The organism is Bradyrhizobium sp. SZCCT0153, from assembly GCF_018129995.1.
Lineage (GTDB): Bacteria > Pseudomonadota > Alphaproteobacteria > Rhizobiales > Xanthobacteraceae > Bradyrhizobium > Bradyrhizobium japonicum_G.
The window spans coordinates 1,568,863-1,595,841 of sequence record NZ_JAFCKS010000001.1; the positions used below are offsets into that span (position 1 = coordinate 1,568,863).

The following is a 26,979-nucleotide window of genomic DNA, read 5'->3' on the forward strand; positions in this document are numbered from 1 at the left end:
TGCTCAGGCGGTTTCGATGGCGTGGAAGACGAGCGCCGCGGAGTAGACGTCGGGCAGCGACTGGATGGTGTTGAGCAGGGTGCCGAGGCTGCCGGAATCCGGCGCCTCGGTCACCACGACGAGCTTGCCGCGTGGATCGCGGCCGTGGATCTCGCAGCCGGGAAGGGCGGTGATCGCGGCTTCCAGATCGGCGAGACGCTCCGGGCGGGCCTGCACGATGATGCTGGCGATCTCGCAGCCGGGAGGCGCGACGACGCGGTCGGCGCCGAGCACCCGGCCGGTGATCAATGCACGGCGGTTGTATGCGGTTTGGGCCATGATGCCTGTCTTTCGCTGTTCGGATGATCAATGCGGGGAAGGCGGCGGGCCGGGAGGGCCGGCGAACATCTGGTAGATCCAGACGCCGAGACCGTATGAGCCGACCGTTCCGACCGCGAGGACGGGCATCACGACCGCGGTCAGGAACAGGAAAGCGAAAATCTCCATGCGCTTACGGCGCACGCGCGATGTCGCGTCGTCAGGGGCCGACATATCCGGTCTCGTCTGAAATGTGGGGATTGGGACGGCATCCGGGCCGTTACCTTGCTGCATTTTAGATGCAGCCAAGCCGCTGTCGCGTTGATCTGGATCAATCTGCGAGGTCGCCGGAATGTCGCAGCCCGGCTTCCTGGGCAGCGCCGGACTGCCACGTGGGCGCGAAGAATCGTTCTCCCGCGCGGCGGAATTGCTGCTCCGTAGACAGCGCCGCCCCGCTCATTAAGATGCCTGCAACAAAAAATAAGCGGGCAAGAAACTTGGGAGAGACGGCGTCATGAAGTTCGGCATCTTCTACGAGCTGCAACTGCCACGGCCCTGGGTGGCCGGCGACGAGCTGAATCTCTACCAGAACGCGCTCTCGCAGATGGAACTCGCCGACAAGCTCGGCTACGACCACGCCTGGGTGGTCGAGCATCACTTTCTCGAGGAATATTCGCACTCGCCGTCACCCGAATCGTTCCTCGCCGCCGCGAGCCAGCGCACCAAAAACATCAGGCTCGGCCACGGCATCCTTCAGCTCACCACCAACCATCCGGCGCGCGTTGCCGAGCGTGTCGCAGTGCTCGACCTCTTGTCCAACGGCCGCTGCGAATTCGGCATGGGCGAGAGCGCCTCGATCACCGAGCTGACGCCGTTCGGCCGCGACATGGAAACCAAGAAGGAGGTGTTCGAGGAGGCCGTGGCCGCGATCTTCCCGATGTTCAAGGACGCCGGCTCCGAGCATCACGGCAAGTATTTCGACATCCCCCTGCGCAACGTCGTGCCCAAGCCGGTGCAGAAGCCGCATCCGCCGCTGTGGATGGCGTGCTCGCAGCTGCCGACCATCGAGCGCGCGGGCCGCCACGGCTTTGGCGCGCTCGGCTTCCAGTTCGTCAGCGCGGATGCCGCGCACGCCTGGGTGCATGCCTATTACAACGCGATGACCAAGCGGCTGCAGAAACTCGCCGACTACGAGATCAACCCGAACATGGCGCTGGTGTCGTTCTTCATGTGCGCGAAGACCGACGAGGAGGCGCGTGCGCGTGCCGACGGCGCCACCTTCTTCCAGTTCGCGCTGCGCTTCTACGGCGCCTCGCAGAACCGCCAGCGTCCCGCGCCCTACGCCGTCAACATGTGGGACGAGTACAACAAGTGGAAGCGCGACAATCCGGAAGCGCAGGAGGCCGCGCTGCGCGGCGGCCTGATCGGCTCGCCCGAGACGATCCGCAGGAAGCTGAAGCGCTTCCAGTCCTCGCACATCGACCAGGTCATCCTGCTGAATCAAGCGGGCAAGAACAGCCACGAGCACATCTGCGAATCGCTGGAGCTGTTCGGCCGCGAGGTGATGCCGGAGTTCCAGAACGATCCGGCACAGGCTGTCTGGAAGCAGGGCGTGATGAGCGGCGAGATCAAGCTGGAAGAGATCGACACCGAGGCTTTTTCGGACCGCTACGGCAAGCTCGCCATCAACGTCGCGCCGGCGAAGGCTGCGGTGGGGTAGGGGACCGCTGATCGTGGCAAAACACCGGATTTATACGACGAGCTTCGCAAGCGTGTACCCGCTGTACGTTGCGAAGGCAGAGAAGAAGGGACGGACCAAGGCAGAGGTCGATCAGGTCATCTCCTGGTTGACAGGCTATGGTCAGAAGGAGCTGGAAGCTCAATTGAAAGAGAAGACGGACTTTGAAACCTTCTTTGCGAAGGCCCCCAACATCAATCCGTCGCGAGCCCTGATCAAAGGCGTGGTTTGCGGCGTCCGGGTCGAGGATGTCAAAGAACCGACGATGCAGGAGATCCGCTATTTGGATAAGCTGATCGACGAGCTGGCCAAGGGAAAAGCAATGGACAAGATCTTGCGGAAAAGTGGTTCCTGAGCCGCCAGCCTTCGTCCACCTCGTTCGGCGGCGTTGCGGGAGATACCCGACGACCCCGCCTTCCTCCGCGCAGCCATCGCTGATAAACCCTAGGCAAACGCGACAGGGAGAGAACGATGCGCCCTCACGGAGCGCCTGCAAATCCGGCGGCCGGCGATGTCGCCTCCGCGGTCCTCGCCATCGGCCGCCCCGATTTCCCAAACGTGCTGATCGATACGCTGCGCCGGCAGGCCGATGTCGGCCATTGCATGGTGTTCGCGCTGAGCCGGGCCGGCGCCGCACACTGCCTGCTCGATGCCGGCAACATCCCGATCGGCGGGGATCTCGGCGCCGCCTATGCCGGGCAATTTCACGAATCCGATCCCAACCGCGATGCGCTGTTCGAAGGCGAAGGCGGCGCGCCGATCATGCTGCCGGCGTTCGCACCGCGCATGTACGGCGCCCGTTATCGAAAGATATTCTTCCACGATTCCGGCATCGTCGACAAATGCGCGGCTGCGATCTGGACTGGCGACACTTGCTTCTACGTCAATTTCTACCGTATCGCCGCGCAGGGCCGCTTCAGCGTCGCGCAGCGCCAGCGGCTGGAGACGATCGCACCGGCGATCGCGGCGAGCATCGCGCGTCATTTTCAGGAGAAGGCAACGCCCGAGCAATCGCTCGCCGCTTTATTCGCAACGCGCGCGCCGCTTTCCGGTCTCACGCCGCGCGAACGCGAGGTCTGCCGGCGCATCCTCGAAGGCTTCAGCTCGGAGGCGATCTCGCAGGCGCTCGGCATCAGCCTGCATTCGACGCTGACCTATCGCAAGCGCGCCTATGAACGGCTCGGCATCTCCTCGCAGAGCGAGCTGTTCGCGATCGTGCTGCAACTGCTCGCCGGGCCGCGCAGCCTGAACTGAGGATTGGACCTTCCCATCCGAATTCAGCACATGGTCGGCAGGCTGAGGCGCTTTTGAGAAGCCACAAAACAGAGCTGAACACGCTGGCGCGGATGTCGCCAGCGTGAACCGCATGAGGCGTCTTGGCTAGAGCATGATCCGGAAAAGTGCGAAGCGGTTTTCCGAAAAGAACATGCTCAAACAAGAACCTGAAGCGCGATGACGATTCATCCCAATCTCATCGCGCTTTAGTGGGCGAACTCGCTCTTCGCCATCATCAGATGGTGCCGCTGGTGGTGTGCGCCCTGCACCATGATCCCCATGAAGCCCAGCGCCTTGAGCTTGACGACTTGCCTGGCGTCCGTGCTTGTGACGATGAGCTTGACCCCGTTGGGCAAGTCTTCCGTTTTGGCGTTCCAGCCAAGCTGGCTGAGTTCGTGTGTATGCGCGGGGACCATACGCTTGATCGCATCAAGTGTGCGGCCCTCTCCGGTCACGGCGATCTCAACGCCGTCATCAAGATTGCGCTGCGCAGCCGTCGCGCGCATCGTAACCTCGTCCATATCGATCAGGTGCTCACGTAGCGCCGAGATGTTCACTTTCGACCAGTCGGTCGTCGGATCGGCATCGAGGATACTTACGACTTCCTGGATCGTACCGAACGCTTCTTGCCCGGGCATGATCGGCTGACCGGTCGTTCCCGTCATGCCGTGCCGATGCATCCCATTTTGCATGTCGTGCATCATCGGGCCACCCTGCTGCATCATGGGATGCTGCTGATCAGGACTTCCCGAATTCATCTGCTCATGCATACGGGTGTGGTTGGGCATCTGAGCTGCTGCGTACGCAGTCGCGGCAACAATCGCGACGCCGGCAAGGCCGGACTTCCATGACCATGACATGATCGACCTCATTCCTGTGCGCGCCCTTGTTGCCTGAATATGCCATTGAGGCCGCATCCGCATATGATCACGATCATATCTTGATCACGCCAATGGCTTCGACAGCCTGATTTTTCCCTTAAGTCTTTCGATTTCGCCGGCGGCCGCCATGTCGGCCAGTGTTCGGTATAACGCCTCGTGGGTAAGGCCGAGCTCGCCCGCCAGGTCTTTGAGAGTGCCGGTCAGCTTGACATTGCGTCCGTCGGCCCCGGTATTGAGAGCCAGATAGTGCCGGACACGATCACGGGCCGAGTGAATGTTTCGCTGTTCAACGCGCGTACGCAGCTTCATGACCTGGCGAGCGAGCATCGCCATGAAGGCTTGTGCGGTTTCCGGGTTGCGCTCGAATTCGGTCAGCACTATCGCCTTGGGATAAAGGCGAACGACGGCGTTGGTCGTCGCAATCGCATCGCAGTGATAGGCTGGCGCGAAAAGCGAGGCTTCAGCGAGGGTTTCACCAGCCACGGCAACATGAAGCAGCGCCTCGCGCCCCGCGCGGTCCACGCGAACCAGCCGCAACTTGCCGGTGATCACCTCGTAGAGCCCGACAGTCCGCTGCTCCGAGCGAAATAGAACTTCTCCGGCCTTGAGCGCGCGCTCAACTCCAGCAATCCGAACATTCCGTGAGAGCCAGTCCGCCATATTGGTCGCCTCGTGGCCTCGTCACCTATCTAATATTGCTTCTGGGAGCACCGACGAACCCTAGACCAACGCGCGGCAAATGTCCGTAGTCGGCCCTTCGTTCGCTTATGCGTTTGCCGATGTCCGGGGTTGGTGGCCATGCTGAACTCGCTATCGCGACTGCCTGTTATCCGGCTCGTGACGACACGCCCGACGCCGTCCGTCCCTATCCCTAGGGACAGACGCCGGCCTTCGATTTCGCTAGTCTGGCCTGGAAAACACGAGAATCCAGGGAGGCTGCCTTGAGCACCGCGCCACGCATCGACATCGACCCGGCCGCGTTCTGGGCCGATCCCTATCCGATGCTTGCGCGGATGCGGAAGGAGGCACCGATCGTTTTCGTGCCGCAGCTCGGCTCGACGCTTTTGACCAGCCGCGACGATATCTCGATCTCGGAGAAGCAGATCGACGTGTTTTCCTCGCACCAGCCCGCGGGCCTGATGAACCGGCTGATGGGCCACAACATGATGCGCAAGGACGGCGAGGCGCATCAGGTCGAGCGCCGCGCGATGTTTCCGACGGTGTCGCCGAAGACGGTGAAGGCGCACTGGACCGCGCAGTTCCAGGCCCATGCCGACCGCATCATCGACAGTATCGAACCGGGGCGGATCGATTTCATGCGCGACTTCGCGCTGCCGTTCTCCGGTGAATGCCTGAAGTCGATCACCGGCCTTACCAACATCGGCTTCCAGGACATGGATGCGTGGTCGCAGGGCATGATCGAGGGCATCGCCAACTACGCCGGCGATCCCGCCGTCGAGGCGCGCTGCCATGCGGCGACGTCGGGTATCGATGCGGCGATCGACGACATCCTGCCGGTGATCACGAAGAATCCTGACCAGAGCATTCTCGGCGTGCTGCTCGCCTCCGGCATGCCGATGGAGAGCGTGCGCGCCAACGTCAAGCTTGCGATTTCCGGCGGCCAGAACGAGCCGCGCAAGGCGATCGCCGGCACGGTATGGGCGCTGCTGGCCCATCCCGCGCAGCTCGATCTCGTGCGCAGCGGCGAGGTGTCGTGGTTGCAGGCGTTCGAGGAATATGCCCGCTGGATCTCGCCGATCGGCATGTCGCCGCGGCGCATCGCAAAGCCGTGGTCGATCCGCGACGTCGACTTCGAAACCGACGAGCGCGTGTTCCTGATGTTCGGTTCGGCCAATCGCGACGAGAAGCATTTTGAGCGCGCCGACCAATTTGATGTGAGACGAGACACGTCGAAAAGCGTCGCCTTCGGCGCCGGACCGCATTTCTGCGCCGGCGCCTGGGCCTCCCGCGCGATGATCGCCGACGTCGCGCTGCCGACCGTGTTCGCGCGTGCCAGGCAGCTCGAGATTGCCGATGACGAGCCGGTGCGGCTCGGCGGCTGGGCGTTCCGCGGGCTGCAAAATCTGCCGGTGAAATGGCTGCATTAGTCCGGCAAGGCCCGGCCCATCCCGAACGCCGCCATGATGCCATCTTGCCCCTGTTTTGCCCGACGTGTCAAATCGACTTCGGATAATACGTAAGTCGTTGTTTTCGCGGGCCCGGCTACTGTGCATGGGGTTGTTTTCGGGATTTTTTGAGTCCCGGGCCGGGGGAGGAGGGCCGGATCGCCCATGACGTCGTGGTTAACGCAGCCCGGCCGCGGGAGCACGGCTCCGCCGAGCTTGCCGGCCTCGAAGGCTCCATCATGGGCTACCTTTTGTCGGCGGATGATCGTACCTAAATAAGGGGAACCCCCGTTCGGGGACCACGCCATGAATGTAGTGCCTCGCGATCTCATGACCGAAATCCCCGTCTCGTCCGCCGATTTCCGCGGCGCCATGCGCCACCTCACCGGCGGCGTCAGTGTCATCACCGCCGGGCGGGGCAAGGACATTACCGGCATGACGGTGACCTCGGTGACCTCGCTGTCTGTCGATCCGCCGACACTGCTGGTCAGCATCAACCGGGATGCCTCGTCCTTCCCGCTGATCCGCCGCTACGGCGCCTTCGGCGTGAATATCCTCGCGGCCAACCAGCTCGACGTTGCCGAGCGCTTCGCCGGAAAGGGCGGGCTGAAGGGCGCTGATCGTTTCGCAGGCAGCCGGTGGGTGACGGCGGTCTCGGGTGTTCCGCTGCTGGTCGGCGCACTGTCCGCCGTGGATTGCGAGGTCGAGGAGATCGTCGAGCGCCATTCGCACGGTATCTTCATCGGCCGTGTCAGGGACGTCAGGAATTCGACCCGCAATGCCGCGTTGGCCTATTGGCACGGCCAGTATGTGGCGGTCGACCCGGACGAAGAAGACGCGGCCACGCTAGCCGACGTCAGCGTTCCCGCGCGCGGCCGGCGCGGCGTTTGATCGCCGCCCCCAGGCTGGCCTTTTTTCCCTCATCGCTCTAGAAGCGCGCTGAGCCTTCCATCCGGGACGGCCATGGAGCGGAACCATGAAGCGCGTCGCGATCCTCGCCTTCTACGCCATCGGCGCGCTGGCGATCGCGTATCTCGCGCTGTTTGCCTATGCGACCTTCCGCGGCGAGCCGATCGTTCCCGGCGACCCCATCCACATCTTCCGCAAGCCGGACGCGCCGAGCTATTCGTAGAACTCGGCGGGTCTCGCAGGGTGGGCATAGGCGCACCTGCGCCGCGAGAAGTTGGTGGGCACGCTCCGCTTTGCCCACCCTTGCAATAGCTACGGCACCGTCATTCACCCCCGCAGAATCGCCAGCGCGAGCGCCTGCGCGCGCGGCACGATGCTGTCGAGCTCGAGATATTCCTCCGGCGTGTGCGCGAGCCCGCCGACCGGGCCGAGGCCGCAGATGGTCGGCGTGCCGACCGCGGCGGTGAAGCCGGAATCGGCGCAGCCGCCGGAGAACTCGCCCTGCAGCGTGGTGAGGCCGGCCTGCCTTGCCGCCGCCTGATAGCCTTCGAACAGCGCCTTCGAGGCTTCGCTCTGCACCACCGGCACGAACTCGCCCTTGATCGTCAGCGCCGCGCTGGTGCCCGGCACGTGGGAGGTCGCGACGATCGTCTCGATCGCGGCCATCACCGTGGCCCGGTCTGAAGGATCGACATAGCGCATGTCGATCTGCCCCTCTGCGTAGGGTGCGGTCGTGTTGACGGACTGGCCGCCCGAGACGAGGCCGACATTGAGCGTGATGCCCTTGTCGAGATCGGTCAGTGCATGGATCTGCACGATCTTGTGCGCGAGCTCGCCGATGGCGCTGACGCCGGCGGCGAAATTGGCGCCGGAATGCGCGGCTTTGCCGGTGATGGCAAGATGCATGAAGATGCCGCCCTTGCGGCCGGTGACGATGTTGCCGGTGGGGCGGCCCGGCTCGGAGTTGAACACGGCGCGCGCGGCGCGTCCCTCGCGCTCGATCACGGGGCGGGACGAGGGCGAGCCAATCTCCTCGTCCGAGGTGATCAGCACCTTGATCGGATGCGGGCTGCCGCCGAATTTATGGAAGGCGGTGGCAACGAAGATGTTCATCACGACGCCGGACTTCATGTCGGCAACGCCGGGACCATAGGCGCGGGTGCCTTGGATCGTGAACGGACGCCGCCCGGCCTCGCCCTTGCCGAACACGGTGTCGCGATGGCCCATCAACAGCACCGGCTTCTCGTTGCTGCCGGGTTTGGCGACATCGGCATGGATCGCATCGCCGAATGTGGCGTGGCTTTCGCGCCGGAACGGAATGCCGTGCTCGGAAAAATGCCGCTCGAACCGCGCTCCGACCGCATCGACGCCTTCCTTGTCATAGGATCCGGAATCGATGTTCACGACATCGCGCAAGAGATCGATCATCGCCTGCCGCTGCGACGCCAGCCAATCCGTGATTTGAGCTTCAGACATGTATATCCTCGCATGGTTCTCACGCGGGGTTATAGAGCCTTGCGCCGGTGCGACCTAGTCGCCGGATGCGGTGCCGCCATGTGTTCGCCCCAGTAGCCGGATCGAGCGATGCACAACCTTATCGGTTTGGCTCCGCCATCGCTTCCACACCGCAAAGCTGCGTTGCGACGGTCAGCGCGCCGATGAAGATGGTCCACGACGAGTTCTTCATGGCATGCCCTTTCGATGTGAAGGACGTCTCGCGAGGCATGAGGCTTTGGCCGACATCACGTCGCGCCGATCGAGGACGCTTGCGATCGTGCGGTACTTCGATTGTGAACTACTTCACTCGGCGCCCCGCGGCCGGACCGCCGAGAAGCAGATTGCTCCCGGCCGGCAGAATAGCGGCGCTCCTGATGGGTCCGCTTGGCTTACCGTTCGCGCGGCATCGTGGGGTCGGCTATAGTCAGCACAAGCTGCCAGTTGGACGTGCCGAAGTCCGTAGCTCGATTTTCAAGGCAGCTCGCATGCCGTCGGCAGGCCATGCCGTGCTCTCGTTTCAGAGCGGCTTCTCTAGGGCTGCATTCTCATTGCTGTAACCTCGACGGAGAGAAACATGCCGTTGTTCATCTCGTACGTCTCATACTCGAATTCCGGTATCAAGGGACTGGTCGACAAGCCGGCGGATCGCACCGCGGTCATCGGCGCGATGGTCGAGAAGGCCGGCGGGAAGCTCCAGGGAGCGTTCATGACGACCGGCTCGCATGACGCGTTGCTGGTTACCGAGTTGCCCGACGGGGCGGATGCCGTCGCCATCGGAATGGCCGCCGCTGCAAGCGGCGCCATTGCCAAGATCGAGACGGTACGCGCCTGGAAGATGAGTGAGTTCAAGACTATCGCGGAAAAGGCCGCGAAGCTTGCAAGTACCTACGTGCCGCCGGGCAAGTAGGTCGACGCGAGCTCAGCTTCGAGATGAAGCCAAAACGCCGTGGCCGGGTCGTCCCGGGCATCCATGCGTTTCGCATGAATGCCGGGCGCCGGGCTCATGCACCGACCATCGGCATCCGCGGATACTCGCCCGGCGTACCCGCGGGCGTGATCGGGATGCCGCCGTCGGAATATTCGTTGAGCTTGTTGCGCAGCGTCCGGATCGAGATTCCGAGGATGTTGGCGGCATGGGTCCGGTTGCCGAGGCAGTGCTTCAGCGTCTCCAGGATCAGGTCGCGTTCGACGTCGGCAACCGTGCGGCCGACGAGAGCGCGCGTCACCTGCTCGGCGGCCATGGTGGCATGCGCCACTGCCGGTGGTGTCTTGGCGAGGTCAAGGCGGTCGCCGTCCGGGGTGAGGATGGCGTCCGCCCCGATCTCGTCGCCCTGCGCCATCAGCACCGAGCGGTGCATGGTGTTTTCGAGCTCGCGGACGTTGCCCTGCCAGCGGTTGGTGGAGAGCACGCGGCGCGCTTCGGCCGAGATCGGGCGCATCGGCACGCCGTTGGCTTCGGCATACTTCTTCACGAAATGCTGGGCGAGCTCGAGGATGTCGAGGGGACGCTCGCGCAGCGGCGGGATCTTCAAATTCACGACGTTGAGGCGGAACAGCAAATCCTCGCGGAACGAGCCTTCGCGCACGGCCTCGGCCAGATTGCGGTTCGAGGTCGCGATGATGCGGATGTCCACCGGCACGGGCTTGGTGCCGCCGACACGGTCGATCACGCGCTCCTGGATCGCGCGCAGCAGCTTCGATTGCAGGCGGACGTCCATCTCCGAGATTTCGTCGAGCAGCAGCGTGCCGCCGGTCGCCTCCTCGAACTTGCCGATGCGGCGGGCGATCGCGCCGGTGAAGGCGCCCTTCTCGTGGCCGAACAGCTCGGACTCCAGCAGGTGCTCGGGGATCGCGGCGCAGTTGATCGAGATGAACGGGCGCTTGGAGCGGGTCGAGCGGGTGTGTACGTAGCGGGCCAGCACTTCCTTGCCCGTGCCGGATTCGCCGGTGATCATCACCGAGGCGTCGGAGCCGGCGATCTGCTGGGCGAGCTTGACGACCTTCGCCATCGCCTCGTCGCGATAGACCAGCTCGCGAGAATCGTTGGCGACCGCGGCCAGCACCGCGGCGATCAGCTCGGGATCCGGCGGCAGCGGGATGTATTCCTTGGCGCCGGCATGGATCGCGGCGACCGCGGCGCGGGCGTCGTTGGTGATGCCGCAGGCGACGATCGGAGCGTGGATGTGCTCGGCCTCGAGCCGCATCACGAGGTCGCGGATGTCGAGGGCGACATCGACCAGCAGGAGGTCGGCGCCCTTGCCGCCGCGAAGCACGCGCATCGCCTGCTCGTGATCCTCGGCATGGGTCACGGTGGCGCCGTTCTCCATCGCGATCTTGGTGGCGGTGGTGAGCTGGCCCTTCAATGTGCCAACGATGAGAAGCCGCATGTCAGTCTCCTGTCCGTCTAGTCGCGCTGCCGCGCGTCATTCCCCATTTTCGCTTTACGCGCGTTCGGTCTTGATGATTTCGGTCATGGTCACGCCGAGCTTGTCCTCGACCAGGACGACTTCGCCGCGGGCGACCAGCTTGTTGTTGACGTAGATGTCGATGGCCTCGCCGACGCGCCGGTCGAGCTCGAGCACGGTGCCGGGTCCGAGCTTCAGCAGCTCGCTGACGTCCATCTTCGAGCGGCCGAGCACGGCGGAGACCTGCACCGGCACGTCGAACACGGCTTCGAGGTCCGCGGCGGCGCGCGCCGCATATTCGTCCTCGGTGTAGCCGACGTCGGTGCCGGTCGGCGGCATCGGGCCGTTGAGATCGGGCAGCGGGACCTGTCCGTCGGTGTCGCTCATGGCTTAGCTCCCCCTGCGGGACGCAACATAGCGTCCCACCATTTCGTCGATCTTGGCCGCGATGGCGCCGCGTTCCAGTACGACGCCGCCATCGGCCCATTCGATCCGGCAGTCGCCGGTGGCAATTTCAGGCTCGGCCAGGATCACGAGCCGGCCTTCGAAGCCGCTCTGCTTGGCGAGCCGTTCGATCTTCTCGCGCGCGGCCTCGTAGAGCGCATCGTTGATGCGGACGACCAGATGCGGCGTCGCGACGAGATGCGAGAAGCAGTCCTTGACCAGCGCGACGATCTCGCCGAGCGGCTCGGCGGCGACCAGATCGGCGCACAGCTTGCGCGCCACCGCGACCGCGACGTCGACCGCCTCGGTCTCCATCTTGGATTCGATGTTGCCGATGCCGGAGGCGATGCCCCGGATGGCGATGTTGATCTCTTCCATGGCGAGGGCGACGCGGCGGTCGCTCTCGGCCTTGGCTTCGCGCTGGCCGGCGGCAAAGCCGTCCTGATAGGCGCGCGCCTCGGCTTCGGCGATCTTCTGGGCGATCTCGGCCGCGGTCGCGGCCTTCTCGCGCGTCGTCCGCTCGGGCGTGGCGAAGTCGGTATCGAACAGGAATTTTGCCGGAGCCGCCATCAATACACCAGCTCGTCGTCGGCGCGGTTCTTGGTCAGCATGATCTCGCCCTTGGCGGCGAGATCCTTGGCGAGGTTGACCAGCAGCGCCTGGGCCTCGTCGACGTCGCGCAGCCGCACCGGCCCCATCGCCGCCATGTCGTCTTGGAGCATCTTGGCCGCGCGCGAGGACATGTTGCCGAAGAAGAAGTTGCGGACGTCCTCGTTGGCGCTCTTGAGCGCCACGCCGAGCTTGTCCTTGTCGACGTTGCGCATCAGGGTCTGGGCCGAGCCCGAATCCAGCTTCACGAGGTCGTCGAAAGTGAACATCAGAGCCTTGATGCGCTCGGCCGATTCGCGGTTGTCCTCTTCCAGCGAGGTGATGAAGCGGGTTTCGGTCTGGCGGTCGAAATTGTTGAAGATCTCCGCCATCACCTCATGGGCGTCACGGCGGCGGGTCTGCGACAGGTTGGACATGAATTCGGTGCGCAGCGTCTTCTCCACGCTCTCGATCACCTCCTTCTGCACCGCCTCCATCTTCAGCATGCGGTTGACGACGTCGAGCGCGAGGTCCTCCGGGAAGATGCCGAGCACGCGGGCGGCGTGTTCCGGCTTCAGCTTCGACAGCACCACGGCGATGGTCTGCGGATATTCGTTCTTGAGATAGTTGGCCAGCACCTCTTCCTGCACGTTGGAGAGCTTCTCCCACATGTTGCGGCCGGCGGGGCCGCGGATCTCGTCCATGATGCCGTTGACGCGCTCCGGCGGCAGGTATTGCTGCAGCAGCCGCTCGGTGGCGTCGAAATTGCCCATCAGCGCGCCGGAGGCCGACATGCGCGAGACGAATTCGAGCAGCATGTCCTCGACGGTGTCGACCTCGACGGTGCCGAGGGTCGACATCTCCAGCGAGAGCTGGCGCACCTCGTCGTCGTCGAGCAGGCCCCAGATCTTGCCGCCATACTGCTCGCCCAGCGCCAGCATCAGGATCGCGGCACGCTTCGGTCCGACCAGTTGCTCGGCCGGCTTGCCGTCCTTGGACCGGGTGTTGGCACGCTGACCGAGCGTGGAGATCACGCTGGTGATGTCGTTGCTGTTGGCGTTTTGCAAGGCTGCGGCCATGTCAGATCACTTCTCGAATCATTTCGCGGGTTCGCTCAGCCACTGGCGGATGATGGCGACGGTCTCGTTGGGGTTGCGCTCGGCAAGCTCGCCGACGCGATGAACGGACTGGGCGTGGACCTGGCCCTGGATGGTGGCGACGTCGATCGCGCTGGCGGCGGCGCTCGGAAGCAGCGGCTGGCCGGCCGGCGCGGCCTCGTCGCTCGAGGCCGGGCCGGTGAGGACGCCAGAGATGGCGGCGGCGACCTCGTCGGACGCCAGGATGCGCTTGACCAGCGGGCGGATCACCAGGAACAGCACGACCAGGCCGAGCAGCATCATCACGCCAAGCTCGACGAAGTACATGACGTCGTCCTTGGTGAACTGGAGCATGCCGAGGAAGCCCGAGGGCTCCGCGATCGGGGTGCTGGAGGGGGCATCGGCAAACCGCAGATTGACGACCTCGACCTGGTCGCCGCGCTTCTGGTCGAAGCCGATCGCCGAACGCACCAGCGTGGCGATGCGGTCGAGCTGCTCCTTGGTGCGGTCTTGGTAGGTCAGATCGCCCTTGTCGTTCTTGGAGTAGATGCCGTCGACCAGCACCGCGACCGAGATGCGGTTGACCCGGCCGGCCTCGGTCACCTCGGTCTTGGTGGTGCGGGAGATCTCGTAATTGTTGGTCTCCTCGCTCTTCTTGCTCTGGTCCTTGGCCGCGACGCCGCCGTTCTGCTGGTTGCCCGGCAATTCGTTGTTGACGGTGACCTGGCCGTTGTTGTCGGCGGTCATGCTCTGCTCTTCGCGAGTCTGGCTCGAGCGCAGCACGCGGCCTTCGGGGTCGAACTTGTCCGAGGTCTGGGTGATCTTGTTGAAGTCGAAATCGGCGGAGAGCTGGACCCGGGCGCGCCCCGTCCCCACCACGGAGGAGACGATGTCCTCGACCTGCTTGCGCATCCGCTTCTCGAAGGCGGTGCGGCGCTCGTCGCCGATCTGCTGGTCGGGATCGGTCTGGGCGCCGTCGGCGAGCAACTGGCCGGCCTCGTCGACGATCGAGACCCGCTGCGGCTTCAGCCCGTTGACGGCCGAGGCGACGAGGTGGCGGATGGCGCGGATCTGCTGGGCTTCGAGCGCGCCGCGGACCCGTACCACGATCGAGGCCGACGGCTCCGGCGCCTCGCGCGAGAACAGCGGGCGCTCGGGCAGCACCAGATGGACGCGGGCGGCCTGGATGCGGTCGATGGCGCGGATGGTGCGGGCGAGCTCGCCTTCCAGCGCGCGCAGATGGTTGATGTTCTGGACGAAAGAGGTGGTGCCCAGCGCGTCCGACTTGTCGAACACCTCGTAGCCGACGCCGCCGCCCTTGGGCAGGCCGCCCTCGGCGAGCTTCATCCGCAGCCGGGTGACTTTGTCCTTGGGCACCATGATGATGCTGCCCTCATTGCGCAGCTCGTACTGGATGCCCTGGCGCTCCAGGTCCTTGATGATGCCCGAGGAATCCTCGACGCTGAGGTCGGTGAACAGCGTCGTCATCTGCGGCGTGGTGACACGCATGATGACGAACGCGAAGAAGCCGATGAGCGCGGCGGTCACCGCGATCATCGCCCCGAACCGGGCGGCTCCGATACCCTTTAAGAAGTCCGCAAGACCTTGCAAGCAACCGCCCCGACAGATTCGGCTGCTTTCACTGGAAAGGCCGACTGGGCAATTATTGCCTAGGTGATGGTTTCGATATGGTTAACGAAGGTTAAGAGGTCGGACAAAAGTGGCGTCATAAAAAAAATCGGCCTCGCGGGGCGAGACCGATTTTCGTCAAAAGCCGCAGATTTCCGGATTGCCTACTGGCGATATTGCTGGATGCGCGTGGTGCGAAGACCCGCCAGACCGTGCTGGTCGATAGAAAACTGCCAGGAGAGGAATTCGTCGACCGTCAGGGTATAACGGCTACAGGCCTCCTCGAGGGACAGAAGCCCGCCACGGACGGCGGCGACGACTTCGGCCTTGCGGCGGATGACCCAGCGTTTGGTGCCGGGTGCAGGCAGGTCCGCGATCGTTAACGGACTGCCGTCCGGCCCGATGACGTATTTTACCCTCGGGCGATGGGGTTCTGTCATGGCGTACTCACAAACTCTCAACCACTGAACTCACTCAGGAACCCTACGCGTGCCGGCTTAAAAATCCGCTAAGCCTAAGGCATCAATACAATTCTCGTTGAAACTTGCGGGAACACGACCGGCTTGGCGGGCTGGAGACATGATCTCGGCCGGCCAAGCGGGCTCTTCGTTAAGACTTTACTAACGAACGAGGCCTCGCGCGACGCTGCAAGGCCTCTCAAGGTCGTCCCGGCCTGGTGCGCAATTGCGCTCGGGGGGCCTGGACCCATACCGCGTGATCTATCGATTGGACGCAGGTAGCAGTACTTAGAATGAATTCCTAATCACGCGTCTTCGCCAAACTTCTTCCTGTGGTTATGGACCCGGCTTTCGCCGGGATGACACCGCGTGTGTGGCGTGGGCGCGCGTCTTTAATTGCTGGCCGTGGCGATGATACTCTTGACCTGACTCAGGGTGTAGCTGGCGCCGTCGATGGTGAGCAGCGGCGGCGACTGGGTCAGGTCGACGGACGACACCGTGCCCTGCACTTGCGCGGCGATGCCGACATTGTTGTTCGCCACGTCCTTGCCCGTGGCCGAGATCGTGTACTTGCCGTCGGGCCATTGCGTGCCGTCATTGCCCTGGCCGTTCCAGGTGAACGGAACGTCGGTGCCGGCACCGGCGGTGTACTTGCCGGTGAACACGGTCTGGCCGCTGGCATTGGCGACGGTGATGTCGACGGTCGAGTCGCTGGGGACGTTGAGATGCCAGGTCACCGACGAGTTCGTCATGGTCGCGGTGGTGCCGTCGACCAGGGCGGTCTTGCCGACGAAGCCAAGCGCCTGGGTCGCCTGCGTGGTCTGCTGCAGGGTGACGAGCTGGGACAGCGAATCGTTGGTCTTGAGCTGCTGCTCGACGCCTGCGAACTGCACCAGCTGCTGGGTGAACTGGTTGGTGTCGAGCGGATCGAGCGGGTTCTGGTTCTGGAGCTGCGTCGTCAGCAGCGTCAGGAAGGTCTGGAAGTTGCCGGCGAGCGTCGCGCCCGTGGTCGAGCCCAGGGAATTCGACGAGGATGACGACGATGATGTCTGCGTCGTTCCCGAGACGACGGAAGGCGCGGTGGCGGCATTCGTGGTGGTCATGGTCGAATACTCCTCACACTCTGATGTCGACGCCGCTGCTCGAACCGAGCATGCGGCCGTAGCTGCGCCCGACCGGTGCCGCGGGACCGGCTTCCTCGTCGCTGATGATCAGGCGGCGGGCGTTGCCGCCATTGTCGTTGTTCTGGCCTGAGTTCTGGCCCGACGAATTCTGGTCGCGCAGGCTGAAGGACAGCCCGTTGCTGCCGGTCTTGAGACCGGCGTCGTCGAGCGCGCGCTGCAGTTGCGGCGCGTCCTGGCGCAGCATCTGCAGCGTCTCCGGCTTCTCGACGGTGAGATGCGAGGTGACCTGGCCGTTGCGGTCGACATTGATGCGGACGTCGATACGGCCAAGATCGATCGGATCGAGGCTGATGTCGAACCGGGTCTTGCCGGCACGCGCGGCCGCCGCGATCTCGATCGGGACGCCGCTGATCTGCACCGCCGTGTTGGTGGCCGCGGTCGCGGTGAGCGTTGCGGTCGATGCGGTCGCCGTCGAGGTCGTATTGGTCAGCGGCGCCTGCACGGCGGAGGCCGCCTGCGCGCTGGTATCGGCCTGCGTCGCGGCGGCCTGCGTTGCCGCATGCGCGTGCGTGGCCGGCGTGCCTTGTGCCGCATCGGCGCCGCGGTCGGCGGCACCGGCCTTCGCGTCAGCCGCTCCAATGTCGGCCTGCGGCTTGGCGGCCTGCGGATGCGCGGCGTCGGCGGTTGCGGCCGTCGTCGGCGTTTGCGTGGCGTTCGCCTTGCCCGCATCCTGGCCGATATTGGAGACGTCGCCGGCGCCTGGCGCGGTGGCGACGGCCTTGAACGAGGTCTTCGGCGTGCCCTGGTCGACGGCGGCGATCAGGCCGCCCTTGGTCTTGGCGTCGGTCGCGGACGCATCGGTCGCGCCGGTGGCGGCATCGGCCAGTGTCGCCGACGTCTCGGCATCGACCTTGGCGCCTGCAGTCTTGGCGCTCTTGTCGCCCGGCGTAGCGGTATCGGTCTTGGGGCCGGCAATCTGCGCCGCGATGGACGCGCTGGCGGCGATGCCGGCGGCGGCGATCGTCAGCGGCGAAGAGTCGGTGCTGGCGGCCTGGGTCGCGGCCGCGCTGGGATCGACCGGCACGACCGGCACGGCGACCACGATCGCGTTCGGATCCGGCACGGCGGCCTGCGCCGCACCGGATTGCGCGGCTGCCGCGGCATCGACGGCGACGGCGAGCCCGTCGGTGCCGTCGGTCTTGTCGGCCTTGGTCTCGTCGGACTTCTCCGAAGCCTTCCCTGGAGACTTGTCCGACGCCTTGTCCGACGCCTTGGCGTCGGAGGTCTCGGCCTTGTCCTTGGTCTTGCCCGTCGCATCGCGCGTGGCATCGTCCTTGGCGGGCGCGGAATTCTCGGTGTCGTCGCTGGCCTTGCGCGGCGGGGAGGCATCGGTCGAGGAAGTATCGCGCGGGCTCCTGTCCGAGGCGGACGAGGACGAATCGGTCCGGCGCGGCGCGGTGTCCGGGTTGGAGGACGCCGCGTTCTCGGTGACCGCCTGGGTGTTGCTGTCGACCAGCGAGCCGAAGGAGTCGCTCGCGGAATTGTCTTTCGGTGCTTGCGAGCGGGCAGGCTTTTGCTGCGCGCTCGAAACCTGCACGCTTGCCGCGACATCTGACGTACGACCGACCACAGGCGACCCCTCGGAAACATCTTCGGCATAAGGGGTAGCAAGGAGCGGGCCAGCCCCTCTTTGATGTATTTTATCTTTTAAAATCAATTACTTGAGGAAATGGAGCGGCCGCCGCGCAGCCCTTCGCAACCCCGCCATTTCTGCCTCCCCGGCAAGAATTGCCCTAAGGCGGCGGCGTGCGTGATTGCTTCACCGGAATGCCGCCTATATTAAAGAGACAGCTCTCAGCTGCTTTCGACCGGGCAAGCCGTGGCCTTCGGGAACTCTTGGTTCCCGGGGATCGCCGGGTGTCCCGCCCCGAACCAGCGGATCGCCAACACCGCCGTCACAACGCTTGCAGGCCCATGCTCAACAGTCTGGATCTCGAAGGCCGTCCTGAGGACACCAGGGTCGTCGTTGCCATGTCGGGCGGCGTCGATTCCTCGACGACGGCTGCGCTGCTCAAGGCCGAGGGCTACGACGTCGTCGGCATCACGCTGCAGCTCTACGACCATGGCGCGGCGACCCATCGCAAGGGCGCCTGCTGCGCCGGCCAGGACATCCACGACGCCCGCGACGTTGCCGCCAAGCTCGGCATTCCCCATTACGTGCTCGACTACGAGGACCGTTTTCGCGAGTCCGTCATCGACAATTTCGCCGACTCTTACGCGCTCGGCGAGACCCCGGTGCCGTGCATCGAGTGCAATCGCAGCGTCAAATTCCGCGACCTGCTGAAGACCGCGCGCGAGCTCGGCGCGCAGGCGCTCGCCACCGGCCATTATGTCGCCTCGCGCCGCCGCGACGACGGCTCGCGCGCCCTGGTGTGTGCGGCCGACGCCGATCGCGACCAGAGCTACTTCCTGTTCGCGACCACGCAGGAGCAGCTCGACTATCTGCGCTTCCCGCTCGGCGACATGACCAAGCCCGAGACGCGCGAGCTTGCCCGCCGCTTCGGCCTCGCCGTCGCCGACAAGCACGACAGCCAGGACATCTGCTTCGTGCCGACGGGCCGCTACACCGACATCATCACCCGCCTGCGTCCGAACGCGATGGATCCCGGCGACATCGTCGATCTCGGCGGCCGCGTGCTAGGCCGCCACAACGGCATCGCCAATTTCACCATCGGCCAGCGCCGCGGCCTCGGCATCGCGGCAGCCGCGCCGCTGTTCGTGGTGCGGCTGGATGCTGCGAACCGCCGCGTCGTCGTCGGCCCGCGCGAGGCCCTGAAGATGCACCGCATCGTGCTGCGCGACGTCAACTGGATCGGCGGCGGCGACATCGACCGCGCCATCGGCGATGGCCTCGAAATGTTCGTGCGCGTGCGCTCGACCCGCGCTCCGCAGCCCGCGTGGCTGCGCGGCGGCAACGGCCATTACGAGGTCGAGCTCGTCGCCGGCGAGGAGGGCGTCTCGCCCGGACAGGCCTGCGTGTTCTACGACGCAGCCAGCGGCCAGGCCCGCGTGCTCGGCGGCGGCTTCATCCAGAGTGCCGCGGCGAAGATCGCGAGCAATGCCGCACGTCCGCTCGCCGAAGCCGTGCGCGGCTAATCCATGAGATCGGACCGCACTCTTGCGACACCGGAGTTGCGCCCCCTCTCCCGCCTGCGGGAGAGGGTAGGGGAGAGGGGTCTCTCCGCTCGCGATATCTCGCGAGAGGAAAAAACCCTCACCCGGCGCGACGCGCCGACCTCTCCCGCAGGCGGGAGAGGTGCAGCGAGTTCGGGGCAAGACCTCATTCCACCAACAATCACGACACTCTAAGAAATTCCGGGGCGGGGCAGGGGGACATGGCAGCAGACATCTCGCGGGCCGGGGTCGAGAAGGCCTATGGCCGCTGGGCGCCGGTCTACGATCTCGTGTTCGGCAAGGTGTTCGACGCCGGAAGGCAGTCGACCATCGCGGAGGCCGACCGCATCGGCGGCCGCATCCTCGACGTCGGCGTCGGCACCGGGCTCTCGCTGTCCGATTATTCGCGCACCACGAAGATCTGCGGCGTCGACATCTCCGAGCCGATGCTGCGCAAGGCGCAGGCGCGCGTGCGCGCGATGCGCCTCAGCAATGTCGAGGTGCTCTCGGTGATGGACGCGAAAAACCTCGCCTTCCCCGAAAACTTCTTCGACGCCGTGGTCGCGCAATACGTCATCACCGCCGTGCCCGATCCCGAAGGCACGCTCGACGAGTTCGTGCGCGTGCTCAAGCCCGGCGGCGAGCTGATCCTCGTCAACCACATCGGCGCCGAGAGCGGCCCGCGAAAGCTGTTCGAGCTCGCCTTCGCCCCCATCGCCCGCCGTCTCGGCTGGCGCCCGGAATTCCCGTGGGCCCGCCTGGTCGACTGGGCGTCGAAACATGGTGGCATCACGCTTGCCGAGCGCCGCCCGATGCCGCCGATGGGGCACTTTTCGCTGATCCGCTACCACAAATCGTGACTGCAAACGGCACCGGCCGTGCGCTTCTCAGGGCGGCCGCATTCGAGAGTGGCTTCCCCGCGGCACATCCTTCGAGACGCCCGCCTTTGGCGGGCCCTCAGGATGAGGGTGGAGGACTCGGCACCGCCTTCAACGCCGACTGCGCAGCTGAGCCTCATCCCGAGGAGACCGCGAAGCGGTCGTCTCGAAGGACGAGGCGCTTGCCCGGTCGTCCCCGATCACATCGCATTTCGGCGGGGAACATCGACCCCGACCCGCGCATTTCCCTTCCATGCGCAACCCATCGAACATCATCCTGGCCAGCCTCCTGATCGCCGCCTCAGGCAGCGCGATCGCGCAGGCTCCGCCCGCCCCGGCGACGCCGCCGCAAGCGACCGCGCCGCCATCCCCGCAACGCAGCCCCGGCTGCGCGCCCTCGGACCGGATGACCACCGCTCCCGACGGCACCACCACAACCGGCCAGTCCCGGGAACCGCTCGGCGACAAGCTCGCCAAGACCGACGGCGTGCTCTGCCCGCCCTCCGGCGTCGACCCCGAGATGCACGCCCCGACCCCCGAGACCGGCGGCAACACCCCCGTCATCCCGCCCCCCGGCAGCCCCGGCGGCGACCCGACGGTCCGGCCGAAATAGGGATTTTTCGCCGCTCCGCGTTGCTTCGCCTCTCCCCGCCGGGGAGAGGCCGGAAACCGCGCCAAGCGGGGGACTCTCCGCGAGTCTGATTTGGGAAATGAGCGAATTCGGCGCTGAAAGCGGCCGCTTTTCCACCTGCCCGGCGACGTGTCCCGCCGAAGCCTTGCATAGGCGGAAGGCGGACCACATTGCTTGACAGCCCGCCGCCCCCTTCCTTATATGCCGCGCGTTCGCGAGATCGGCCGTAACAGCCGTTCGCGACCCTGTGGCGGGGTAGCTCAGCTGGTTAGAGCACGGGAATCATAATCCTGGGGTCGGGGGTTCGAGTCCCTCTCCCGCTACCAATCATATCTCTCAAATCTCCATTTGTAGCACTCTGCAATTCTTCCGGAGGCTTCGCTGCCGTAGGCCGAGATTACGGCCGGCCAGAACATCACTCTTAAGTTGCGGTTGCAATATTTGCGCGGAAAGCCATGCCGCCAGTTTGATGTACTGACAGTGGTGCCTACCAATAGCCCTTGCTGACAGAGTCCTTGCGCTCCGATTGCTAGAGCTCTCTTCCAATCAGCGAGATCTGCCCCTTGCTGTTGAGGTGGCAGGGAAAAGCCATGCTGTTCATACAAATCTCTTATCCACCGCTCGAGCGTGCTAACGCAATCTCGAGGAAAAATCTCTCGACCTTGCGCATCGAAGCATCCGACTGAGCGAATAGTCGTTCTCCATTGCCCGTCGGGCAAAACACCACCACCCCGTCAACCTCTCCCCGCAGAAATATTCCACTTTACCGAAATTCGGTTTTGGCGTATGTGTCGTCCATCCCGGCTCAACCTTGAGGGGCGATCTCGTTGTCGTCTTGTTCGCGAGCCGGGCTTGCGGTGGACGCGGCAGCGTCGGCATGAGAGGTGCGGGCAGGGCGGGTAGTCCCTGTGAGTCCGCGGCCGCGTGCGGACGAGTGGCGCTGTCAGGTTCGTCTCGTCTGCAAGTTTCCGGCTCCGTCGACAGGGCCGGGAAAACTGCGGCGAAATGGCGGGCCGTGCGTACGGCAAAACCGTGTGGTCCTGGCCGTCGTTGCTACGGTCAAGCTTTCGCGGAGGTGTGTGCGAGCCCAACCGGGCGGACAGCATCGTCAATTCGCGAGGGCGAGGGAGCCCAGAACGAACTCGGCTCCCGGGAGAGCACGGCATAAGCCGTCCAACCATCGCGCAGGGAAGGCCGAGTGATTGGCACCACCTGTATGCTGCTGTGCGGTCTTTTTGCGCTACATCTTCGCGCAGCGGACCGTGGGTGCGAGGTCAGCACCCGGCCTTCCCTGCGCCCTCTTGGCTTTCAGAGGGTGGAGTGACCAGGCAAAGCTCGGGCGAAACGCGCCGCGAGGAGGCGAAAGTGTGTTCGCGAGCGATGAATCGCTACCGGGCGCGATCTCTCATCGAGCCTCGGTGGCGATCGGCGCCCCAAGCTTGCCGCCGGACAACGCTGCACCCAATTGCGGAACCAAATTGGCAATGCGCGCGCATTCAATGTGGTTACATTGCGTGACAGCATGCTCTACGGTAGAGCCATCGTGGATGACGTTGGAGGTAAGCACATGTCATATGCCTATAAGCCGAACGAAGAGGTTCGCCACCAGCCGCAAGGTCCACAAGGACGTGCCGCAACCGATCCAGCAATGGTTTACACCATCGTTCAATGCATGCCCATCGAGGCAGATGGACGTCTTCGATACCGTATCAAGAGCAAGTCGGAGAATGTCGAGCGGGTCGTAACGGAAGATCAGCTGTCGTACTTTCAGTGATCTGGCGCGCTTGAGCCGCGAATTGCGGCGACGGTCCAGGCATGACTGCTTTTCGGCATGCCTTTCTTTTCAGAATATCTTCCTCGTAACTTGAGTCTCTTTCGTGCACGTCACTCGCGTTGTGGCCCCTTGCCGATGCGATTGGAGTCGTCGTCCCGTGAGCATGGAAATCATCCTGGTCCAGACGATCCATCTTTACCGGCGTGGAAAACAAGATGGCGATCGCCCAGGAGGAAGTGTTCGGACCCGTTCTGTCGATCATTCCTTTCGATACCGAGGAGGAAGCGATCGGCATCGCGAACGAGCAGGTTATACGTTGTGGCAGGCGATTGTTCGACCATCCGTGCCGGCAGACCGAAGGTTCGGCACCTCAACGAAGCAGCGGTCGCTGGCTAATGGACAGCGCGGCGCATAGGCGCAGCCGCGCGGTCGTGTGAAGAGGCTTGGCGGTTCACCCATTTCGATCGCGCCCAGGATCCGCTTTGAAGGATCCGGCTTCGGAATTGCTGCGACCAACGCGCGCGTGTACGGATGGAGCGGTTGATCCAGGACCGTCCGTGTCCGGGCGTGCTCCACGATCCGGCCCATATACATGACGGCGACGCGGCTGCTGATCTGTCCTATCACGCCAAGGTCGTGCGAGATGAAGAGCATCGACAGTCTCAGCTGGTCACGCAGGTCCATCATCAGATTGAGCACCTGCGCCTGCACGGAAACGTCGAGGGCCGAGACCGGCTCGTCCGCGATGATGATGGACGGCGTGGGAAGAATGGCGCGTGCGATTCCGACCCGTTGCCGTTGCCCGCCGCTCAGTTCGTACGGATAGCGATCGGCGAAAGCCGGATTCAAGCCGACGGCCGTCAACGTGGCAGCTATGGCTGCGCTGCGCTCGGCACGGGTCTTGAAGAAGCCGCTGATATCGCCCGCCTCCGCCACCGAGTCTCCAATTGCGCGCCGTGGGTTGAGCGATGCGTTGGGATCCTGGAAAACCATCCGGACCTTCAGGCGCATCTCGCGGAGACTGGAGCTGCCGGCTCCGATCATGTCGGCTCCATTGAATCTGATGGTGCCGCTGTCGGGACGGACCAGCCCGACGATGGTTCGGCCCAGCGTGGTCTTGCCGCATCCCGATTCGCCGACGATGCCGAGGACCTCTCCTTCGGCCAGCGACAGCGACGCACCATCCACCGCTTGCACCCGGTATTTCCGACCGGCTCGCCTGGCACTGAAGGAAACCATGATGTCCCGGACGTCGAGGATGACATCTCCGCTCATGGCAGTTCCCCGCCGCCCAGCGGGAATGCGCAGAGCACCTCGTGTCCTCGGGAGACCTCCATGCGAGGCGGGGTCGCCACGCGGCACACGTCGCGCACCGCTGCGCAGCGCAAGGCAAAGACGCAGCCGGCAGCGACCGTACCCGGCACCGGCGGCTGACCCGAAATGGTTGGCAGCCGGCGCGCGCCGGAATTTCGCGACGGCATGCAATCCATCAGTCCACGGGTGTAATGGTGACGCGGTTTCCCGAACAGCTCATCGACCGCTGCGGTTTCCACGATCCGGCCGGCGTACATGACAGCCACGCGATCGGCGAGCTGCGCAACGACTCCCATGTCGTGGGTGATGAACAATATTGCCATATCGAGGCGATTGCACAGCTCGCGCAAGAGCCCGAGAATCTGAACCTGTATGGTGACATCCAGCGCTGTGGTCGGTTCATCGGCGACCAGCACCTGCGGCCTGCAGGCCAGCGCAATCGCGATCATGACCCGCTGGCGTTGACCTCCGGACAGCTGATGCGGATATGCCGACAGCTGCATTCTCGGGTCGGGCATGCGCACCAGCTCGAGCAGTTCGCACGCACGGGAGAGGGCCGCCGCGCCCGAAATCCCCTCATGTACGCGCACGGCTTCGGCGATCTGATCGCCGATCCGGCGAACCGGATTGAGTGAGGTCATCGGCTCCTGAAAGATCATTGCCATGCGGCCGTGGCCCGCTTCGACACGTTGCCAGGGCTGCAACTGCGTTACGTCGCAGCCCTCCAACAGGACCTCTCCGACCCGGACCCGGGGACCGGGTTGCGGCAGCAATCCCATGACCGCAAGCGAGGTCATGCTCTTTCCGCAGCCGGACTCGCCGACGAGACCGAGGATCTCGCCTTTGGCCAGTCCGAATGACACGCCCGCGACGATGTCGACCGGTGCGGTTGCCGGTCCCACTGACACCGTAAGGTCGCGAACACTCAGCACGGCCTAACCCTTCTCACCAAAGACCTGACGGAACCGCGGATCGAGTCGATCGCGCAATGCGTCGCCGACCAGGTTCAGCGAGAATGCCGTCGCCACGATCATCATGCCCGGGAAAATGAGCAGCCACGGCGCGCGCGTGATGAAGGTGCGCGATTCCGCCAGCATGTTGCCCCAGCTTGGAATCTCCGGCGGGGCGCCAAGGCCCAGGAAATCGAGTGAGGCCGCGCCAAGCTGCGCGAAGGCGAAGACGAAGCTGGCCTGTACGAGAAGCGGTGAGACCAGGTTCGGCAAGATGTGCCGACTGATGAGCCATACGGTTCCGGCGCCCATGCTGCGGGATGCCTCGACATAAGTTTCCGCGCGCAAGCGTAGCGTCAGACCGTAAACGATGCGCGTTGTAGTCGTCATGTAGCCGAGCCCGATGGCCAGAATGACATTGGCCACACTCGGCCCCAGGATGACAATCAGACCAAGTGCGAGCAGCAGAGTCGGGAAGGCCATCAGCACGTCGACCATGCGCATCAGCAGGTGACCCAGCCGCGGGAACAGAGCGGAAAGTACGCCGGCCGGAACGCCTGTGGCGAGGGCGAAGACGACCACGCCCGAGCCGATCAGAAGTGCCATCCGTGCTGACTGAATCGTGCGTGACAGGGTATCCCGGCCGAATTGGTCGGTGCCGAACCAGTGGGTCACGTTCGGGGGCGTCAGACGGATCAGCGGATCGATGGCGTACGGATCGTAAGGCGCCAGCCAGGGTGCGAAGGCCGCGGCGAGCACGGTCGCCAGAAGGACCCCGAGCCCGGCCAGCGCGATCGGGCGAGCGATGAACGGCCTGAGCCACAAGGTGGCGCTGTTGGTGCTCATTGGAGTTCGACCCGCGGATCAAGCAGACGGTAGCTCAGATCGACCATCAGATTGACCAGGAGATAAACCACGACGATGACGAGGATGACGCCCTGGATCACCGGGTAGTCTCGGCGGAGGATCGACTGAACGACGAGGCGGCCGATGCCGGGCAGGGCAAACACGGTTTCGGTCACCACCGCTTCGGACAGCAGAGCAGCGAAAGTGAAGCCGAATGCCGAGACGACCGCCAGCAGCGCATTGCGCCAGATGTGGCGGCGCACGACCTGCCAGGGCCGGATTCCCTTTGCACGCGCCGTGCGCACGTAGTCCTCGCGGGAGACGTCGAGCATGCTGGCGCGCGTCAGCCGCAGGATCAAAGCAGCGTTCGGCGCCGCAAGCGCCAGGCTGGGGAGGACGAGATAGCGCAGATTGACGACACCGCCTTCGAAGATCGACGGATAGCCGGAGCTCGGAAACCAGCCGAGCCAGGCGGCAAAGATCAGGATCAGATAGAGCCCGACCCAGAACGTGGGTATCGAGGCCATCAGCATCGCCGCGCCGGACAGTCCCTGATCGAGCCACGTGCCGTGCCGGACGGCCGCAATCATGCCGATCGGCACACCGATGACCGCAACCCAGATCATCGTCATGGTGGCGAGCAGGGTGCTGGTCTCGGCACCATCGGCAATCACCGACAGCACCGGCGCCTGGAAGAAGATCGAGCGCCCGAGGTCGCCCTCGAGCACATGTCCGGCCCAGTTCAGATATTGCAGGATGATCGGTTGGTCGAGACCGAGTTGGTGTCGCAAGGCGTCGATCTGGTCGGGGGTGGCGGTGTCGCCGAGCAGAACATAGATGGGGTCACCCGGCACGATATGGATGAACGCGAAGATGATGACGGACGCTGCCAGCAGCGTCACCGCCGTCGTTCCTGCGCGCTTGAGTGCGTAAGACCACATGTG

The 26,979-nt window shown here is 64.5% G+C and carries 28 protein-coding genes, 1 tRNA gene and 2 pseudogenes; 14 read left to right on the forward strand and 17 right to left on the reverse strand.

From position 1 onward, the window contains the following. Window positions 1–3: 3 nt before the first annotated feature. Both JQ572_RS07565 and napE read right to left on the reverse strand, forming a co-directional pair. Complete coding sequence (locus JQ572_RS07565; protein WP_211382311.1) at window positions 4–318, reverse strand: chaperone NapD; 315 nt, start codon at window positions 316–318, stop codon at window positions 4–6. Window positions 319–345: 27 nt separating this feature from the next. After that, complete coding sequence (gene napE, locus JQ572_RS07570) at window positions 346–531, reverse strand: periplasmic nitrate reductase, NapE protein (protein ID WP_038932394.1); 186 nt, start codon at window positions 529–531, stop codon at window positions 346–348. 280 nt (window positions 532–811) lie between these two features. Between napE and JQ572_RS07575 the strand changes: the two genes are divergently transcribed. The 3 genes from JQ572_RS07575 to JQ572_RS07585 all read left to right on the forward strand — a co-directional run bounded on the left by JQ572_RS07575 (window position 812) and on the right by JQ572_RS07585 (window position 3,289). Then, window positions 812–2,017 (forward strand): LLM class flavin-dependent oxidoreductase, encoded by a 1,206-nt coding sequence (locus JQ572_RS07575; protein ID WP_211382312.1) that lies wholly within the window; start codon window positions 812–814, stop codon window positions 2,015–2,017. Window positions 2,018–2,030: 13 nt separating this feature from the next. Next, window positions 2,031–2,390 (forward strand): DUF2200 domain-containing protein, encoded by a 360-nt coding sequence (locus tag JQ572_RS07580; protein WP_211382313.1) that lies wholly within the window; start codon window positions 2,031–2,033, stop codon window positions 2,388–2,390. A gap of 116 nt (window positions 2,391–2,506) precedes the next feature. Then, entirely contained in the window at window positions 2,507–3,289 is a 783-nt protein-coding gene (locus JQ572_RS07585; protein WP_211382314.1) for a helix-turn-helix domain-containing protein, read from the forward strand. A gap of 227 nt (window positions 3,290–3,516) precedes the next feature. Here the strand turns inward: JQ572_RS07585 and JQ572_RS07590 are convergent, their stop codons facing one another. Together JQ572_RS07590 and JQ572_RS07595 are read right to left on the reverse strand one after the other, a co-directional pair. Continuing rightward, window positions 3,517–4,170: a hypothetical protein gene (locus JQ572_RS07590; RefSeq protein WP_211382315.1), complete on the reverse strand. Its 654-nt coding sequence runs from the start codon at window positions 4,168–4,170 to the stop codon at window positions 3,517–3,519. An 84-nt stretch (window positions 4,171–4,254) separates the two neighbouring features. Next, window positions 4,255–4,851: a Crp/Fnr family transcriptional regulator gene (locus JQ572_RS07595; RefSeq protein ID WP_211382316.1), complete on the reverse strand. Its 597-nt coding sequence runs from the start codon at window positions 4,849–4,851 to the stop codon at window positions 4,255–4,257. A gap of 281 nt (window positions 4,852–5,132) precedes the next feature. Here JQ572_RS07595 and JQ572_RS07600 point away from each other — a divergent pair, with 281 nt between their 5' ends. From JQ572_RS07600 to JQ572_RS07610, 4 genes and pseudogenes are all read left to right on the forward strand, one after another. Then, entirely contained in the window at window positions 5,133–6,299 is a 1,167-nt protein-coding gene (locus JQ572_RS07600) for a cytochrome P450 (RefSeq protein WP_211382317.1), read from the forward strand. 164 nt (window positions 6,300–6,463) lie between these two features. Then, window positions 6,464–6,592, forward strand: a pseudogene (locus tag JQ572_RS35010) (ABC transporter ATP-binding protein); the annotation flags it as partial. A gap of 31 nt (window positions 6,593–6,623) precedes the next feature. After that, window positions 6,624–7,208, forward strand: coding sequence for a flavin reductase family protein (locus JQ572_RS07605; protein ID WP_211382318.1), 585 nt, complete (start codon window positions 6,624–6,626; stop codon window positions 7,206–7,208). Window positions 7,209–7,293: 85 nt separating this feature from the next. Next, a complete protein-coding gene (locus tag JQ572_RS07610) occupies window positions 7,294–7,449 on the forward strand; it encodes a hypothetical protein (RefSeq protein ID WP_211382319.1) in 156 nt (51 codons plus the stop codon). A gap of 104 nt (window positions 7,450–7,553) precedes the next feature. Here the strand turns inward: JQ572_RS07610 and JQ572_RS07615 are convergent, their stop codons facing one another. Next, window positions 7,554–8,702 (reverse strand): M20 family metallopeptidase, encoded by a 1,149-nt coding sequence (locus tag JQ572_RS07615; RefSeq protein ID WP_211382320.1) that lies wholly within the window; start codon window positions 8,700–8,702, stop codon window positions 7,554–7,556. Window positions 8,703–9,297: 595 nt separating this feature from the next. On the opposite strand from JQ572_RS07615, the gene JQ572_RS07620 reads away from it, so the two are divergent. After that, window positions 9,298–9,630 (forward strand): GYD domain-containing protein, encoded by a 333-nt coding sequence (locus tag JQ572_RS07620; RefSeq protein ID WP_211382321.1) that lies wholly within the window; start codon window positions 9,298–9,300, stop codon window positions 9,628–9,630. Window positions 9,631–9,724: 94 nt separating this feature from the next. Here the strand turns inward: JQ572_RS07620 and flbD are convergent, their stop codons facing one another. From flbD to JQ572_RS07660, 8 genes are all read right to left on the reverse strand, one after another. Continuing rightward, window positions 9,725–11,110 carry a sigma-54-dependent transcriptional regulator FlbD gene (gene flbD / locus JQ572_RS07625; protein WP_211382322.1) on the reverse strand — a complete coding sequence of 462 codons (1,386 nt, stop codon included), beginning with the start codon at window positions 11,108–11,110 and terminating at the stop codon, window positions 9,725–9,727. A gap of 54 nt (window positions 11,111–11,164) precedes the next feature. Then, window positions 11,165–11,515, reverse strand: coding sequence for a flagellar motor switch protein FliN (gene fliN, locus JQ572_RS07630; protein WP_211382323.1), 351 nt, complete (start codon window positions 11,513–11,515; stop codon window positions 11,165–11,167). A gap of 3 nt (window positions 11,516–11,518) precedes the next feature. Further along, entirely contained in the window at window positions 11,519–12,142 is a 624-nt protein-coding gene (locus JQ572_RS07635; RefSeq protein ID WP_211382324.1) for a FliH/SctL family protein, read from the reverse strand. Next, window positions 12,142–13,239, reverse strand: coding sequence for a flagellar motor switch protein FliG (fliG, locus tag JQ572_RS07640; RefSeq protein WP_211382325.1), 1,098 nt, complete (start codon window positions 13,237–13,239; stop codon window positions 12,142–12,144). Before fliG ends, JQ572_RS07635 begins: the two co-directional genes overlap by 1 nt. An 18-nt stretch (window positions 13,240–13,257) precedes the next feature. Then, the gene (fliF, locus tag JQ572_RS07645) at window positions 13,258–14,868 is read right to left on the reverse strand and encodes a flagellar basal-body MS-ring/collar protein FliF (RefSeq protein ID WP_211382326.1); all 1,611 of its coding nucleotides are present in this window, start codon (window positions 14,866–14,868) and stop codon (window positions 13,258–13,260) included. A gap of 182 nt (window positions 14,869–15,050) precedes the next feature. After that, the gene (gene sciP / locus JQ572_RS07650) at window positions 15,051–15,326 is read right to left on the reverse strand and encodes a CtrA inhibitor SciP (RefSeq protein WP_002714638.1); all 276 of its coding nucleotides are present in this window, start codon (window positions 15,324–15,326) and stop codon (window positions 15,051–15,053) included. Between the two features lie 410 nt (window positions 15,327–15,736). After that, window positions 15,737–16,447 carry a flagellar hook assembly protein FlgD gene (locus JQ572_RS07655; protein ID WP_211382327.1) on the reverse strand — a complete coding sequence of 237 codons (711 nt, stop codon included), beginning with the start codon at window positions 16,445–16,447 and terminating at the stop codon, window positions 15,737–15,739. Window positions 16,448–16,460: 13 nt separating this feature from the next. Next, on the reverse strand, window positions 16,461–18,098 hold the full coding sequence (locus JQ572_RS07660; protein ID WP_211382328.1) for a flagellar hook-length control protein FliK: 1,638 nt from the start codon (window positions 18,096–18,098) through the stop codon (window positions 16,461–16,463). A 344-nt stretch (window positions 18,099–18,442) separates the two neighbouring features. Between JQ572_RS07660 and mnmA the strand changes: the two genes are divergently transcribed. From mnmA to JQ572_RS07690, 6 genes and pseudogenes are all read left to right on the forward strand, one after another. After that, window positions 18,443–19,624 carry a tRNA 2-thiouridine(34) synthase MnmA gene (gene mnmA / locus JQ572_RS07665; RefSeq protein WP_211382329.1) on the forward strand — a complete coding sequence of 394 codons (1,182 nt, stop codon included), beginning with the start codon at window positions 18,443–18,445 and terminating at the stop codon, window positions 19,622–19,624. Between the two features lie 239 nt (window positions 19,625–19,863). Next, a complete protein-coding gene (locus tag JQ572_RS07670) occupies window positions 19,864–20,502 on the forward strand; it encodes a class I SAM-dependent methyltransferase (RefSeq protein WP_211382330.1) in 639 nt (212 codons plus the stop codon). Window positions 20,503–20,773: 271 nt separating this feature from the next. After that, complete coding sequence (locus JQ572_RS07675) at window positions 20,774–21,133, forward strand: hypothetical protein (RefSeq protein ID WP_211382331.1); 360 nt, start codon at window positions 20,774–20,776, stop codon at window positions 21,131–21,133. 267 nt (window positions 21,134–21,400) lie between these two features. Continuing rightward, window positions 21,401–21,477 (forward strand) — tRNA-Met (locus JQ572_RS07680). A 1,241-nt stretch (window positions 21,478–22,718) separates the two neighbouring features. Continuing rightward, window positions 22,719–22,925 (forward strand): hypothetical protein, encoded by a 207-nt coding sequence (locus tag JQ572_RS07685; RefSeq protein WP_211382332.1) that lies wholly within the window; start codon window positions 22,719–22,721, stop codon window positions 22,923–22,925. A gap of 188 nt (window positions 22,926–23,113) precedes the next feature. After that, a pseudogene (locus JQ572_RS07690) lies at window positions 23,114–23,230 on the forward strand (aldehyde dehydrogenase family protein); the annotation flags it as partial. A gap of 4 nt (window positions 23,231–23,234) precedes the next feature. On the opposite strand, the gene JQ572_RS07695 reads toward JQ572_RS07690, so the two are convergent. Genes JQ572_RS07695 through JQ572_RS07710 form a run of 4 tightly spaced genes read right to left on the reverse strand, consistent with a single transcriptional unit; the run spans window position 23,235 to window position 26,976 of the window. Further along, complete coding sequence (locus JQ572_RS07695) at window positions 23,235–24,200, reverse strand: ABC transporter ATP-binding protein (protein ID WP_211382333.1); 966 nt, start codon at window positions 24,198–24,200, stop codon at window positions 23,235–23,237. Beyond that, on the reverse strand, window positions 24,197–25,171 hold the full coding sequence (locus JQ572_RS07700) for an ABC transporter ATP-binding protein (RefSeq protein ID WP_211382334.1): 975 nt from the start codon (window positions 25,169–25,171) through the stop codon (window positions 24,197–24,199). The genes JQ572_RS07695 and JQ572_RS07700 overlap by 4 nt, the downstream gene beginning before the upstream one ends. Before the next feature lie 3 nt (window positions 25,172–25,174). Continuing rightward, the gene (locus tag JQ572_RS07705) at window positions 25,175–26,035 is read right to left on the reverse strand and encodes an ABC transporter permease (RefSeq protein WP_211382335.1); all 861 of its coding nucleotides are present in this window, start codon (window positions 26,033–26,035) and stop codon (window positions 25,175–25,177) included. After that, window positions 26,032–26,976 (reverse strand): ABC transporter permease, encoded by a 945-nt coding sequence (locus JQ572_RS07710; RefSeq protein WP_211382336.1) that lies wholly within the window; start codon window positions 26,974–26,976, stop codon window positions 26,032–26,034. Before JQ572_RS07710 ends, JQ572_RS07705 begins: the two co-directional genes overlap by 4 nt. Between the last annotated feature and the right edge of the window lie 3 nt (window positions 26,977–26,979).

What these genes read in the sequence shown, in the direction of transcription:
- JQ572_RS07565 (WP_211382311.1), bottom strand. Translation starts at nt 318, where the DNA reads ATGGCCCAAACCGCATACAACCGCCGTGCATTGATCACCGGCCGGGTG.
- napE (WP_038932394.1), bottom strand. Translation starts at nt 531, where the DNA reads ATGTCGGCCCCTGACGACGCGACATCGCGCGTGCGCCGTAAGCGCATG.
- JQ572_RS07575 (WP_211382312.1), top strand. Translation starts at nt 812, where the DNA reads ATGAAGTTCGGCATCTTCTACGAGCTGCAACTGCCACGGCCCTGGGTG.
- JQ572_RS07585 (WP_211382314.1), top strand. Translation starts at nt 2,507, where the DNA reads ATGCGCCCTCACGGAGCGCCTGCAAATCCGGCGGCCGGCGATGTCGCC.
- JQ572_RS07590 (WP_211382315.1), bottom strand. Translation starts at nt 4,170, where the DNA reads ATGTCATGGTCATGGAAGTCCGGCCTTGCCGGCGTCGCGATTGTTGCC.
- JQ572_RS07595 (WP_211382316.1), bottom strand. Translation starts at nt 4,851, where the DNA reads ATGGCGGACTGGCTCTCACGGAATGTTCGGATTGCTGGAGTTGAGCGC.
- JQ572_RS07605 (WP_211382318.1), top strand. Translation starts at nt 6,624, where the DNA reads ATGAATGTAGTGCCTCGCGATCTCATGACCGAAATCCCCGTCTCGTCC.
- JQ572_RS07610 (WP_211382319.1), top strand. Translation starts at nt 7,294, where the DNA reads ATGAAGCGCGTCGCGATCCTCGCCTTCTACGCCATCGGCGCGCTGGCG.
- JQ572_RS07615 (WP_211382320.1), bottom strand. Translation starts at nt 8,702, where the DNA reads ATGTCTGAAGCTCAAATCACGGATTGGCTGGCGTCGCAGCGGCAGGCG.
- JQ572_RS07620 (WP_211382321.1), top strand. Translation starts at nt 9,298, where the DNA reads ATGCCGTTGTTCATCTCGTACGTCTCATACTCGAATTCCGGTATCAAG.
- flbD (WP_211382322.1), bottom strand. Translation starts at nt 11,110, where the DNA reads ATGCGGCTTCTCATCGTTGGCACATTGAAGGGCCAGCTCACCACCGCC.
- fliN (WP_211382323.1), bottom strand. Translation starts at nt 11,515, where the DNA reads ATGAGCGACACCGACGGACAGGTCCCGCTGCCCGATCTCAACGGCCCG.
- JQ572_RS07635 (WP_211382324.1), bottom strand. Translation starts at nt 12,142, where the DNA reads ATGGCGGCTCCGGCAAAATTCCTGTTCGATACCGACTTCGCCACGCCC.
- fliG (WP_211382325.1), bottom strand. Translation starts at nt 13,239, where the DNA reads ATGGCCGCAGCCTTGCAAAACGCCAACAGCAACGACATCACCAGCGTG.
- sciP (WP_002714638.1), bottom strand. Translation starts at nt 15,326, where the DNA reads ATGACAGAACCCCATCGCCCGAGGGTAAAATACGTCATCGGGCCGGAC.
- JQ572_RS07655 (WP_211382327.1), bottom strand. Translation starts at nt 16,447, where the DNA reads ATGACCACCACGAATGCCGCCACCGCGCCTTCCGTCGTCTCGGGAACG.
- mnmA (WP_211382329.1), top strand. Translation starts at nt 18,443, where the DNA reads ATGCTCAACAGTCTGGATCTCGAAGGCCGTCCTGAGGACACCAGGGTC.
- JQ572_RS07670 (WP_211382330.1), top strand. Translation starts at nt 19,864, where the DNA reads ATGGCAGCAGACATCTCGCGGGCCGGGGTCGAGAAGGCCTATGGCCGC.
- JQ572_RS07675 (WP_211382331.1), top strand. Translation starts at nt 20,774, where the DNA reads ATGCGCAACCCATCGAACATCATCCTGGCCAGCCTCCTGATCGCCGCC.
- JQ572_RS07685 (WP_211382332.1), top strand. Translation starts at nt 22,719, where the DNA reads ATGTCATATGCCTATAAGCCGAACGAAGAGGTTCGCCACCAGCCGCAA.
- JQ572_RS07695 (WP_211382333.1), bottom strand. Translation starts at nt 24,200, where the DNA reads ATGAGCGGAGATGTCATCCTCGACGTCCGGGACATCATGGTTTCCTTC.
- JQ572_RS07705 (WP_211382335.1), bottom strand. Translation starts at nt 26,035, where the DNA reads ATGAGCACCAACAGCGCCACCTTGTGGCTCAGGCCGTTCATCGCTCGC.
- JQ572_RS07710 (WP_211382336.1), bottom strand. Translation starts at nt 26,976, where the DNA reads ATGTGGTCTTACGCACTCAAGCGCGCAGGAACGACGGCGGTGACGCTG.